Raw genomic sequence first — 12,596 nt, forward strand, 5'->3', positions numbered from 1 at the left:
CCCTGTGCGGGGCGGCACCTACTTTTCTTTGCATGCCGCAAAGAAAAGTAGGCAAAAGAAAGCGGCTCAAACCGCTAATGCTAAGTGGGCACCGTGGTCTGCTGCGGGTAGTGGTGCATCTGGAATCCGTGTTCTCGCACATTCAGCGCTAGTGACAAAGGAGTCATCAGCTCCCACTCCGCACTGCGTGCGTCGCGGACGGGTCTGTATGGGAAACCAGGGGCTTCGGTTGAGGTCTGTGGGGGCCGTCGGCTTCGCCTCGGCGAGGTTCCTCTGCACTCCCTTGGGAACCCCACCTCAAACGAGGTGTCGGTGCGATGACGAGCCACGCCCCGATGGCGAGACGTGGGCACCAAAACGTAGCGGGTGGTTTTATGAAGTACGCTTCGGCGCGCGCAGCGCCGCCGGAAGTATGACGCCCTTGTCACTGGCGTATGCAGGTGCACGAACACAGATTCCAGATGCACCACTACCCCTGGCAAACTACGGTGCCCACTTAGCAGGAGTGGTTTGAGCCGCTTTCTTTTGCCTACTTTTCTTTGCGGCATGCAAAGAAAAGTAGGTGCCGCCCCGCACAGGGGCAACGCTAATCGACCACTAGCAAATCAAGGAAAGGCCAACGCCCCAGGAACACGGACAAAAAGCGCCGCGAAGGCAAAAAACCTTAAATCCAAAACCCCTGGAGCAAACCAAAAATGCCGACGCTAGTCCTAAAAGATCCATCTCTCCTGAAAACAAAAGCCTACATAGCAGGCGAATGGCAATCCGACGACGGCACGACGTTCGAAGTAAAAAACCCCGCCACAGGCGAAACAATCGCCACAGTGCCCCGCATGGGCACACCCGAAACCCGCCGTGCAATCGACACGGCTAACGCCGCCTGGCCAGCATGGCGAGCCACCACCGCCAAACAACGCGCCACGATCCTGCGTAAATGGCATGACCTCATGCTGGAAAACGCCGACGATCTGGCAAAGATCCTCACCACCGAACAAGGCAAGCCCCTCGCCGAAGCCAAAGGCGAAATCCTCTACGCCGCCTCGTTCCTGGAATGGTTCGCAGAAGAAGGCAAACGCGTCAACGGCGACACCATCCCCACTCCGGCAAACGACAAACGCATCATCGTGACGAAAGAACCGATCGGTGTCTGCGCAGCCATCACGCCGTGGAATTTCCCGGCAGCCATGATCACTCGCAAGGTCGGCCCCGCACTCGCAGCCGGCTGCCCGATCATAGTCAAACCGGCCGAAGCCACGCCGCTCTCGGCGCTCGCCCTCGCCGTGCTGGCCGAACGCGCCGGTGTGCCGCGCGGCGTGTTCAACGTCGTCACCGGTGAGCCGAAAGCCATCGGCGCGGAAATGACCGGCAATCCGATCGTGCGCAAACTGTCGTTCACCGGCTCGACGCCGGTCGGCCGTCTGCTGATGGCGCAGTGCGCGCCGACGGTCAAGAAAGTGTCGCTCGAACTCGGTGGCAACGCACCGTTCATCGTCTTCGAAGATGCGGATCTGGATGCGGCCGTCGCGGGCGCCATCGCGTCGAAATATCGCAATAGCGGCCAGACCTGCGTCTGCACGAATCGCTTCTACGTGCACGATAAAGTCTACGACGCATTCGCCGAAAAACTGCGCGTCGCCGTCGAACAACTCAAGGTCGGCCGCGGTACCGAAGACGGCGTCACTCAAGGTCCGCTGATCAACGAAGCCGCCGTGCTCAAGGTCGAATCGCATATCGAAGACGCCCTCGCCAAAGGCGCACGCATCGTCACCGGCGGCAAGCGCCATGCGCTCGGTCATGGCTTCTTCGAACCAACCGTGCTCGCGGATGTCACGCCGGCCATGAAGGTCGCTCGCGACGAAACCTTCGGCCCGCTCGCGCCGCTGTTCCGCTTCTCGTCGGATGAAGAAGTGATCCGCCTCGCCAACGATACGGAATTCGGCCTCGCGTCGTACTTCTATAGTCGCGATATTGGCCGCGTGTGGCGTGTCGCCGAGGCGCTCGAATATGGCATGGTGGGTATCAACACCGGCCTGATTTCGAACGAGGTCGCGCCGTTCGGTGGCGTCAAGCAATCCGGTCTCGGCCGCGAAGGCTCGCACTACGGTATCGACGACTACGTCGTCATCAAGTACATGTGTGTCGGCGGTATCTGAGCCTTTACCGTAAAGGCTTGAATATTGAACTTACGCTGGAAGCTACGCCTACAGAATCCCGTTGCGCGTAGCACTTAGTGAAGTGCACCTGGCGCGCAAATCGGTTCGCGCGCGAACTCCACCTCTCTATTTAGAGTTGCCGCCGAGCCGTTCCGGCGTGGCGTACTGATCCATCGCACGCGCGACCACAGTCTGTTGCAATGCATGGCCGACGCCGGCCTGCCATTCGACGGAATCAGCCCGAATTTTCTCGATCGCGCACTTGGCGTACACGGCGACATCACACCATGCGTCAACTCGATTGAGTCGTTACATGACGGCGACGCCTTTCTGCTGTGCACGGATGGTCTATGGCATGCGGTGCCCAACACGAACATCACGGCAAGGCTACGAGCGGCGACGAACACGTGCGCCATCGCCAGCACAAACGAACCCATCGCGATTTCGATCTCCTTGATGCCGTTTGCATCGAGCCTGGCTACGTAGCGTTTGACCGTTTCGACCGCCACGCCCAGGGTCTCAGCAACACTGTCAGGAGTCCAACCTCTCTCGAACAACTTCACCGCCTCAAGGCGCCGCACTAACGGACGCCCGTTAGCCGACCGGAGTCAACACTTGTACATCGTCTTTTGGGGACCAACGGAACGGAAACTGACCTAAGAAGGTCGGCTGAAATGTCCATTCGGGAACTACGCGACAGCTCGGGGGCCCGTGATACCGAAATGTCTACCGAATGGTTCGCAGACGCCGGCATCCACAGCCTATACTTCATACTAACCGACGAATGCCTGGCGATACCGAAGCGCCCGGCAGCACAGGCTAGCGTGAACCGCAGACCGCCTGTATACGGTCCTGGAGCACTTGCCGTCGGTCTTTGCGAGATCAATGCGAACCCGGAGGAGCACATGAGCACCACCATCGTCGCAGGCGAGCAACTCCGGGCCGTCGGGCTCGTCACCGCGGTAAATGTCTGCCTGCTCCTCAAGACCTCAGCGCTGCTCCTCTCCTATCCGTTTTTCTTTCAAGGTTCCGCCCTCAAATTCGAGAATCACGCGTTCCGCGAAATGGCGATCGTGGCAGCCGCACTGGAGGCCGTTTCGTGGCCTACGTGACGTGGCGCATTACCAGTCATCCAGCGGAGCCGCTGTTGCGCTAAATGACGTTTGGTTTTCTCTCCGGCTGGGAATGATGTCGAACCCGATACGATGGAGGGCATCACATGAACGATTTGACCCCTGAAAAACCGCCGATCCATATCACCGTCATAGCGATTGCTTATGTGATCTGCGGACTGTGGTACTTCAGTTGGCGCCTGACAGCCATCAACTGGCATCTCCCGCTTTTTTCGATCCCGCTCTACGGCGCAGAACTATTCGGTTTCGTCACAGGCTTGCTTTACCTCTTGATGACCTATCGGTTAGCCGTACGCGCGGTGCCAACGCCGATACGCGATGCGACCGTCGACGTGTTCGTGCCGACGTATAACGAGTCGGCCGAGCTGGTTCGCCGCACGTTGCAGGCAGCGCAAAATATCAGGTATCCGCACCGGACCTGGTTGCTCGACGACGGCCATCGCGAGGAAATGCTGGTGCTGGCACGCGAACTCGGCTGCGACTACCTTGCGCGAAGTGAAAACAGTCACGCGAAGGCTGGCAATCTGAACAACGCCCTCGAACACAGCAACGGCGAATTCATCGCGATCTTCGACGCGGACCATGCGGCGCGCAAGGATTTCCTCGACAAGACGCTAGGCTACTTTGCCGATCCGACGGTCGCATTCGTACAGACGCCGCAGGACTTCTACAACGTCGATTCATTCAATCATCGCATGGGAGGGCGTCGCGTCTGGAACGAGCAGTCGCTCTTCTTCAAAGTTATCCAGCGCGGCAAGGATACGTGGAATGCAACCTTCTTCTGCGGTAGCTGCGCGGTGCTACGCCGCAGCGCGCTGGAAGCGATCGGCGGCTTTGCGACCGAGACGGTCACAGAAGATATCCACACATCGATCAAGCTGCACAAGCAGGGATATCGCTCGGTGTACCAGCCGGAATCGCTTGCATTCGGACTGGCTCCGCATAGCATCGACACCTACCTGCAGCAGCGGATTCGTTGGGGCATGGGTGGTATGCAGGTGCTACGGCGCGAGCACATTCTTTCCAGCCCTGGGCTGACGTTGGCGCAGCGGCTGAACTATCTCGCGTCGATGCTCATTTACTTCGAGGGATGGCAAAAGCTCGTCTTCTTCATCACTTCGCCCGCGGTATTCTTCTTTGGCATCTTGCCAATCAGCGCACCGATGAGCGAATTTCTGACCTATTTCCTGGTGTACTACGCGCTTTCGTCGCTGATGTACACGGAACTGGCACGGGGCTACGGCGCGTTGTTTCTGAGCGAGCAGTACGGCATGGTGCGCTTCTTTGCATTCATGTTAACGACCGCAGGCCTGTTTCGCAAGAAGATCGGCTTCTCGGTCACCAGCAAGGAATTGTCGCTTGCGGGCCGCGCCTGGCTCTGGCTGTCGCCATCGCTAATTGTTGCAGGGCTGACCGCATTGAGCATTCCGGTCGGCTTCTACCGGATGTATCACGGCACGTTACCGGTGAGTGCCGGTGCCGCGAACACAGTATGGGCATGCTCCACGATCGCAACCGCGAGTGTCATCGCATGGTTCAGTTATCACCGGGCGCAGAACCGACGCACCGAATATCGCTTCCCATTGCATATACCGATGATGCTGACTCTGGACGGCAGGTCGTGTCTGGGTCTATCGGAGGACCTTTCTGCAAGCGGTGCGCTTTACCACGGAGAAGTTCCCGTCTGGTTGTCGCCTGAAAGCAGCCCTGAGGTCGAGATCCACCTGCCGAACCTCGTCATACGTACAAAGGCCAGTGTTACGTTCGTCGGAGGCGATCGCGGCATCGCCAATTCTGATCGAACAATCGGATTGCGCTTTAGCTGGGCTTCGGCAGACCTGAGTCGCCCACTTGAGACGTTCCTGTTCGGCAGCAGTCTGCAATTCGAACAGGGAGGCGTGACTGACCAGCGGACAACCCTGTTGACGCGTCTTGCGCGCGGCACCCCCACCAGTACGAGTGTGCTGGGTGCGGGTACTCATTGGGCGCCGGGATTCTTGATCCGGTCACGCGACGCTCATCCGGTACCCGTTGCCGTGGTGTCGGCGGTACGCGATACCGGCGACATGTGGTGGATCCTCTGCAATGGCGAGTTCGACACGAGCCAGGAGGTATTTCTGCGCCAGCGCCAGGCGGGCAGTGAAACGACGCAGCGCGTCTCATTGGGTTCGAGCGGAAGCCTGGATACGCCGACTGGGCAAATGCATCTATACAACGTCACGTCGCGTCATTCGCTGACGCTGCAAAATCTCGGGAACGAAGATGAGGAAAACCACGCCGAACAATCGAGCAATACCTCGCCGGATAGCGATCGCAATCGCCGCTTGCGCCCTGCCATTTAGCCTGTCGGCGCACGCAGGGGAGCCGTTGATATTTGCCGGCGCATCGATCGCCGAGCAAGGCGAACGCAACGAATACCTCGGCGGCACGGCACCATTTTTTTCAAGTCGATTCCTGACCGAGCGGCTCGCGATCAGCGACTATTACTATCAGTACGGCACGAACGGAACGACTGTCAAGGTCAGGGGGCAGGCAGTCGAGGCAGCCATGGGCGCGCAGGCTGCCTGGCAAGGCGGATGGGTTGAAGCATCGACCGGTCCGCGGTTTCGCGATAACCGCGTGACACCATCCGGTGCTAACGCACGTGCCGACGGCAGCCAGTGGGGGCTCTCGCTTGGTTTGCAGGGTGAGCAGCATTTCGGTCAGGAATGGGCTTTTAACGGGATTGGTTTTTACACGATCGGACCGGCATCCTATTGGGGCCGAGCCCGCTTTCTGCATCGAACGTTCGGCGATGCGTGGGCCGGCGTCGAAGTGATCAAGCACGGCGACCCCGACTATCGGGCCACGCAAGGCGGCCTTGTGCTAACGGGCATCAAGATTGGCGAGAAATTCGACATGGGCTTCTATGCCGGCGTGAAGAAGACGAGCGGCCAGCCACGTTCCTTTTATGGCGGTATTGAACTGACCAAGGGATTCTGACCCTGCGCTCCGAAACCACGATCAATGCAATCGGAGTACTACTGGCCAAGGAACCGGGCGCGCTACGGCAAACGCTCGGCGAGCGTGGCGAATGGCAATTATCCTCAAAGGCCCTTGCCGAACTCACCGCTACGGCATTTTCAGCGTATCGCTCAGAACGAATGGCGAATGCCGGCCATCACGCCGAGTTGCCCGATGCCTGGCGCCGGCGTCGTGCCTCCGCCACCTTGGCTCACCGTATAAGCGGCATGCGGGCTATTGAACAGATACGCACCCTGCAGGTAAACCGCGGAACGCTTCGACAACAGATATGTGGTGCGTAGCGCAGCGATTGTGCCGCGGGTATCGTCGGCACGATTGATAATGCGGTACACGCCGCCGTCGAGAATGAATGCAGGCGTCACGTTATAGGCCGCAGTCACGTAGTACAGATTCGAGCGCACATCCGGCAACGCCGGCGACACCGTCTCGACGTGACGGCCAAGCCAACCCGCCCCGAGTTTTACCGGGCCGATGTGTCCGTAGCCGTTCAACTGCATCCGCACGTCCTTGTCGCCGGATTGTGTCAGCGCAAAAGGCGCCGTGCCGTCGAACAGATTCGCGGCCGCGCCCGGGCCGCCGCGTTGCTCGTCATAGGCGCCCGCCATGCCGTAGCCGTTCATGTCATAACGCAACATCGTCGACCATTCGCGGCAACTCTGCGAACTGCCCGGAATCGACCCCACACAGGTGCCCTGCCCCGGCGAATTGCCGGTACCCGCTGAATCGCGGCCGAACGAATAGGTCGCGCCGAACGTGAAGCCCGAGAACGTGCCTTTATACGCAATCGTGTTGTCGCTGCGCGCGCTCGGCATGTACTGATCGAACGAACCCGTGCCACCGTATATATCAGGGCCGAGCAGATCGGAATCGAGTATCGCCCAATAGGTCATCGTGTACTGGCGGCCGAAAGTCAACGTACCGTAGGGACTCTCGAGACCCACAAAGGCTTGCCGTCCAAACAACCGGCCACCCTGATTGAGCGTGCCGGCTTTGGTGTTAAAGCCGCTTTCCAGTACGAAGACCGCGGACAACCCGCCGCCCAATCCCTCCTTGCCGCGAATCCCCCAGCGCGACGGAAATTCGCCGGTGATGCCCGGCATCCGCACGACGCTATCGCCCGCTGCGTTTGCATGCGTCACCAGTTCGATGCCGGTATCGATGATTCCGTACAACGTCACGCTGCTCTGCGCGAACGACGATGCGCTGATACCGAGCAACATACTGCCCAAAGCGAGTTTGTATTTCATTATCTCCGAGTCTCCTGAACTAGTGCTTTGTATGAGCGCACACCAATCCGTATGCGGCCCGCACGCAACGTTTTTATGTAGCGATACTAATGACAGACGTGACGATACCGACCGCTATTCAAGCCGTCCGATACGCTAAAGATTGACTGCTTCAGATAGCGGCGATCCGCGTGTCACACCCGGTCGCCGCGATTCAGGACATTGCGTCCTTCAACCGCCCGGCTTCGGAATATGACGTTTGACCACCATCAGCGCGACCATCACGATCACCATCGCGATGCCGAGCATCCACAGGTATGACGATGCACCGCCCGCCGTAATCACCACCGCACCCGCGAACGCACTCGCAATCGCGCCGAGCCGGCCGAACGCGAGCGCCGAGGCGGTACCGGTTGCGCGCACACGCGTCGGATAGACATAAGCGCACAACGCAAACATCGTCGACTGGACCGCGTTGACAAACAGGCCGTGTACGCCAAGACCGAAGATCAGCAAGCCGGTGTGGTTGGAGATGTTCACACCGAGCAGCAGCAACGCGCTCGCCGCACCACCCGCGCTGCAGATAATCAACGGCCAGCGCGAACCGGTACGGGCGATCACCACCGCGCACAGCAACGCGCCGACCACACCGCCGAGGTTGTATGCGGTGAGCCCCGACCCCGCCACCGACACCGACAAGCCCTGCGTGCTCAGCATCGTCGGCAGCCAACTGAAGGCGCTATAGACGGCCAGCAGGCACAGGCAGAACGCGCACCAGATCGCCACCGTATCGAGCGCGAGGCCCTCGCGGAACAACGCTGTAAAACCCGTATATTTTTCAACAGCCTGTTCGCGCGAGTCGGTAAACACGCAGCCGCTGGCCACCGGACGCGACATCCGGCCAAGCAGGCGTTTGAGTTCCGGCCAGCGCCGCGGGTGCCGGGCGAGAAAGCGCGGCGATTCGGGCAATGTGAAGAACAGCAACACGCTGAGCGCGAGAGGCAGCACGCCGCCGATCATGAACAACCCGCGCCATCCGTACGTCGGCAGAATTTCATGCGCGAACAATCCCGCCACCATGCCGCCGAGCGGCACGCAGACTATCGTCGCGGTGACCGCCAAGGTGCGGCGGCGAGCCGGCGTGAACTCCGCGGTCATGGTCGTCGAGCTCGGCAACGCGCCGCCGATGCCGAGACCGGCAATAAAGCGCAGCACGGCAATCGTCACGATGTCGGGCGCGAAGCTGATGCCGCAGGTGGCGGCGCCGAACACCAGCACGCTGCCGATCACCGCCCAGCGGCGGCCGAAGCGATCGGCCAGCAGCCCGGCGCACGCGCTGCCTATACCCATGCCGATCAATCCGGCCGCGACCACCGGTGCAAAAGCCGCGCGCGTGACGCCCCATTCCTTTATCAGCACGGGAATCGCAAAGCCGATCAACTGGCTGTCGAAGCCGTCCAGAACGATCGACAAGGCCGCGAGAAACACCACGATCTTTTGCATCGTGGTGTAAGGGCCTTCGTCGAGCGTGCGGCCGATATCGACGGCATAGCGCCCCTCCTCGACTCCTGCCTGATGGCCGGCAAGTGGCGCATTGGCCTCGCCGGTTGCCGCACTGGCCGAGCCGGCCGGCGGTACATAACTGGTCATGAAGCTGTCTCCTGGTTTGTGTGCGCGATCTGGGCGCCGCGCTTTTGAGGTCACGTTTTTTAGTCAGTATGTGAGTGAGCGAACGGCTTTTGACATTGCCGTTTCGCGCAAAAGCCATGACATGTATGCATGGCTTTCACGACGCTACGTATCGCTGCGGAGAAACTGCGCGCAGCGATACGCAGCGGCTACAACGGCACTCCGCCCTTCAGAACGGGTAATGACGCGGCGTGGTCTGCACCGTAATCCAGCGCAAATCCGTAAACTCTGCGATCCCCGCCTGCCCACCGAAGCGTCCAAAGCCGCTGCCTTTCACGCCGCCGAACGGCATCTGCGCTTCGTCGTGAACGGTCGGCCCGTTGACATGGCAGATCCCCGATTCGATGCGCCGCGCGACATTCATCGCGCGCGCGATATCGCGGCTGAACACTGCCGACGAAAGCCCATACTCGTTGTCGTTCGCACAGGCGACGGCTTCGTCTTCGTCGTTGACGCGCACGATGCCCTTAACCGGTCCGAACGATTCTTCGCCATAGATACGCATGGCGGGCGTGACGTGGTCGAGGAGCGTGGCGGGCATCAAGGTGCTGTCCGCCTTGCCCCCACAGACGAGCGTGGCGCCTTTGGCCAGGGCGTCGTCGATCAGCGCATTGCAGCGTTCCACCGTACTCATGTCGACGACCGATCCCAGCACCACTGGTCCCTTGCGTGGATCACCGAGCGGCAGGCCGCGCGCTTTCTGCGCGAGCGTTGCAACGAACTGATCAGCGATCCGTTCGTCGACGATGATCCGTTCCGTCGACATGCAGATCTGCCCCGAGTTGGCGAACGCGCCGAACGCAGCAGCATTGACGGCTGCATCGAGATCCGCGTCGTCGAGCACGATCAACGGCGCTTTTCCGCCGAGTTCCAGCACCGACGGTTTCAAATAGCGCGCACACGTCGCCGCAATAATCTTGCCCACATGCGTGGAGCCGGTGAAATTGACACGCCGGACTTTCGGATGCGCGATCAGTGCCCCGACGACCGCGCCTGCATCGGCCGGCGCATTGGTGACGAAGTTCACCACGCCCTTCGGCAAGCCCGCTTCCTGCAGCACTTCGATAATCAGTCCGTGTGTGCCGGGGCAGATTTCCGAACCCTTCAGCACGACCGTATTGCCGCATGCGAGTGGCAACGCGATCGCACGCACGGCGAGGATCACCGGTGCGTTCCACGGCGCGATGCCCAGCACGACGCCGGCCGGCTGACGCACGCCCATCGCGAGGCTGCCGGGCACGTCGGACGGGATCAACTCGCCGCCGATCTGCGTAGTAAGTGCTGCCGCTTCCATCAATCCGCCGGCAGCGAGATGCACATTGAAGCCGGCCCACATTGCCGACGCGCCCGTCTCCGCTGCCATCACCGCGGCGAACGCCTCGCTGCGCGCTTCCAGCGCATGCGCGGCCTTCATCAGCAGCGCGCGGCGCTCGCTCGGCCCCAGCGCGGACCATGCCGGAAACGCCGCTGCCGCGGCATCGGCGGCGGCTACCGCGTCGGCAACCGTCGCCGCGGGAGCACGCGTCGCGACTTCTCCATCGAGCGGATTGCGGCGCTCGAAGGTGGCGCCGTTGCTCGCTTGCACGGCTGCGCCGTTGATCAGCATCGAAATACTCTGCATCGTCCTGTCTCCTGCGGAAAGTTTTATGAATGCGGGCGCGACGCTCGCCTGAGCTCAAGCCACGACGACTTCGACCAGCATCGGCCCCGATGATGCCAACGCGTCGCGCAACACGTCATGCAAGCGTTCGGCGTCGGTCACGCGCGAGCCCTGGCAACCCATGCCTGCAGCAAGTGCCACGAAGTCGAGCCCGGGCAGATCGGTGCCTTGCACCGGATCGCTCGGACCAAAGCCGAATTCCGGGGCAAAATCCTGCAACGCGGCATAGCGGGAATTGTTCAGGATCACGAATGTGATCGGCAGTTTCATCTGCACGGCGCTATAGATGGCCTGGATCGAATACATGCTGGAGCCGTCGCCGATCAGGCCGATCACGCGTGTGCCGGGCTTCGCCAACGCCACGCCGACAGCAGCCGGCATGCCGAAGCCCAGGCCGCCGCTGTCCATCGTGTAGAAGGTGCCGCTGCGTGTGAACGGCAGATAGTTCTGCATGACCGGCCGCGAACTCGGCGCCTCCTCGACCACGATGTCGTCCGCTTGGCGCACTTCGGCGAGGGTCTGCAAGGCGAACGCCACCGACATTAACGGAGACGGCTCTGCGCGCGGCGATGCGGTGCGTGGCGCGGGCAAGGGGCGCATCTTCGGCGCGGGCCGCGTCAGCAGATCGGCCACGCCGAGGCGAATATTGCCGACCACCGCCGTGCCGGTTGGCGCCCAAGCCGCAATGGTCGGATCGTCGATCAACTGACACAGCGTTGCGCCGGCCGGCAGATGTGGGCCGTGACCTTCGACGTGATACGTGAAGGCTGGTGCGCCGATCACGAAGATCAGATCATGGCCGCCGAGCAACTCGACGATCTTCTCGCGCATGGCTGGCAAGAAACCGGCGAACAGGCGGTGGTCTTCGGGGAACGCGCAGCGGCCTGTCATCGGCGCGACGAACACGCGGGCGTTGTGGCGTTCGGCGAGACGCACGACTTCGTCCCAGCCGCCGGCGCGGTCGACAGCGCCGCCCACCACAAACGCCGGCCGTTCGCAGGCATCGAGCGCCGCGCCGATCTGCGCCAGCACGAACGGCTCCGGCCGCGTCTCGGTGCTCACTACGCGTGCCGGCACCGGCTCCGCGGCGCGGTCCCAATCGTCGACGGGAATCGACACCAGCACCGGCCCGCGCGGCTCCTGCATCGCCACGTGATAGGCGCGCGCGATCGCCAGCGGCACGTCTTCGGCGCGTGCCGGTTCGATGCTCCATTTGACGTACGGCTTCGGCAATTCGGTGGCTTGCGCCGACGCGAGGAACGGGTCGAACGGCAGAATCGAGCGGGCCTGCTGCCCGGCGGTAATCACGATCGGCGTGCGATTGCGGAACGCGGTGAAGATGTTGCCCATCGCATTGCCCACGCCCGCCGCCGAGTGCAGATTGACGAACGAAGCGTTGCGGGTGGCCTGCGCGTAACCGTCGGCCATGCCGACCACGACTGCTTCCTGCAAACCCAGCACGTAACGGAAATCTTGCGGGAAATCGCGGAACAACGGCAATTCCGTCGACCCCGGATTGGCGAACACCGAAGTCATGCCGAGGCGCCGCATGAGATCGATGACGGCGTGGCGCCCGGTGAAGGGTTCGTGTTGAGAAGATCCCGATGCGTCTGAACGGGGCGCGTTGCTGGTCATCCATGTCTCCTAGTGATGAGCGCCGTTTCTTGATGGCTCATTATCGGAAGCTCGAGGTTGATTGAAAATTGCCTTT

General features: G+C 61.3%; 9 protein-coding genes and 1 pseudogene. 5 read left to right on the forward strand and 5 right to left on the reverse strand.

Going from position 1 to position 12,596, the window contains the following annotated elements; translation table 11 throughout:
- Nucleotides 1-695 precede the first annotated feature (695 nt).
- The gene (locus FSO04_RS34495; RefSeq protein ID WP_154566011.1) at nt 696-2,153 is read left to right on the forward strand and encodes an NAD-dependent succinate-semialdehyde dehydrogenase; all 1,458 of its coding nucleotides are present in this window, start codon (nt 696-698) and stop codon (nt 2,151-2,153) included.
- A gap of 204 nt (nt 2,154-2,357) precedes the next feature.
- A complete protein-coding gene (locus FSO04_RS47845; protein WP_233465071.1) occupies nt 2,358-2,639 on the forward strand; it encodes a hypothetical protein in 282 nt (93 codons plus the stop codon).
- A 29-nt stretch (nt 2,640-2,668) separates the two neighbouring features.
- On the opposite strand, the pseudogene FSO04_RS48855 reads toward FSO04_RS47845, so the two are convergent.
- Nucleotides 2,669-2,734 (reverse strand): annotated as a pseudogene (locus tag FSO04_RS48855) (hypothetical protein); the annotation flags it as partial.
- A 324-nt stretch (nt 2,735-3,058) separates the two neighbouring features.
- Between FSO04_RS48855 and FSO04_RS34505 the strand changes: the two are divergent.
- From FSO04_RS34505 to bcsS, 3 genes are all read left to right on the forward strand, one after another.
- Nucleotides 3,059-3,265, forward strand: a complete 207-nt coding sequence (locus FSO04_RS34505; RefSeq protein WP_154566013.1) for a hypothetical protein — start codon at nt 3,059-3,061, stop codon at nt 3,263-3,265.
- Nucleotides 3,266-3,372: 107 nt separating this feature from the next.
- Nucleotides 3,373-5,628: a glycosyltransferase family 2 protein gene (locus FSO04_RS34510; protein ID WP_154566014.1), complete on the forward strand. Its 2,256-nt coding sequence runs from the start codon at nt 3,373-3,375 to the stop codon at nt 5,626-5,628.
- 25 nt (nt 5,629-5,653) lie between these two features.
- Complete coding sequence (bcsS, locus tag FSO04_RS34515) at nt 5,654-6,268, forward strand: cellulose biosynthesis protein BcsS (RefSeq protein WP_233465072.1); 615 nt, start codon at nt 5,654-5,656, stop codon at nt 6,266-6,268.
- Between the two features lie 152 nt (nt 6,269-6,420).
- On the opposite strand, the gene FSO04_RS34520 is transcribed toward bcsS, so the two are convergent.
- The 4 genes from FSO04_RS34520 to mdlC form a co-directional block, all read right to left on the reverse strand.
- Complete coding sequence (locus tag FSO04_RS34520) at nt 6,421-7,557, reverse strand: porin (protein ID WP_154566016.1); 1,137 nt, start codon at nt 7,555-7,557, stop codon at nt 6,421-6,423.
- 210 nt (nt 7,558-7,767) lie between these two features.
- Nucleotides 7,768-9,039: an MFS transporter gene (locus FSO04_RS34525; RefSeq protein WP_233465076.1), complete on the reverse strand. Its 1,272-nt coding sequence runs from the start codon at nt 9,037-9,039 to the stop codon at nt 7,768-7,770.
- 355 nt (nt 9,040-9,394) lie between these two features.
- Nucleotides 9,395-10,846 carry an aldehyde dehydrogenase gene (locus FSO04_RS34530; RefSeq protein WP_154566018.1) on the reverse strand — a complete coding sequence of 484 codons (1,452 nt, stop codon included), beginning with the start codon at nt 10,844-10,846 and terminating at the stop codon, nt 9,395-9,397.
- A 54-nt stretch (nt 10,847-10,900) separates the two neighbouring features.
- A complete protein-coding gene (gene mdlC, locus FSO04_RS34535; RefSeq protein ID WP_154566019.1) occupies nt 10,901-12,520 on the reverse strand; it encodes a benzoylformate decarboxylase in 1,620 nt (539 codons plus the stop codon).
- Nucleotides 12,521-12,596: the final 76 nt, after the last annotated feature.

Origin of the sequence: Paraburkholderia madseniana, assembly GCF_009690905.1 — a bacterium.
In the GTDB taxonomy this organism is placed as follows: Bacteria; Pseudomonadota; Gammaproteobacteria; order Burkholderiales; family Burkholderiaceae; genus Paraburkholderia; species Paraburkholderia madseniana.

Coding starts and splice junctions, on each gene's coding strand:
- FSO04_RS34495 (WP_154566011.1), top strand. CDS start 696: ATGCCGACGCTAGTCCTAAAAGATCCATCTCTCCTGAAAACAAAAGCC.
- FSO04_RS47845 (WP_233465071.1), top strand. CDS start 2,358: ATGGCCGACGCCGGCCTGCCATTCGACGGAATCAGCCCGAATTTTCTC.
- FSO04_RS34505 (WP_154566013.1), top strand. CDS start 3,059: ATGAGCACCACCATCGTCGCAGGCGAGCAACTCCGGGCCGTCGGGCTC.
- FSO04_RS34510 (WP_154566014.1), top strand. CDS start 3,373: ATGAACGATTTGACCCCTGAAAAACCGCCGATCCATATCACCGTCATA.
- FSO04_RS34520 (WP_154566016.1), bottom strand. CDS start 7,557: ATGAAATACAAACTCGCTTTGGGCAGTATGTTGCTCGGTATCAGCGCA.
- FSO04_RS34525 (WP_233465076.1), bottom strand. CDS start 9,039: ATGCAAAAGATCGTGGTGTTTCTCGCGGCCTTGTCGATCGTTCTGGAC.
- FSO04_RS34530 (WP_154566018.1), bottom strand. CDS start 10,846: ATGCAGAGTATTTCGATGCTGATCAACGGCGCAGCCGTGCAAGCGAGC.
- mdlC (WP_154566019.1), bottom strand. CDS start 12,520: ATGACCAGCAACGCGCCCCGTTCAGACGCATCGGGATCTTCTCAACAC.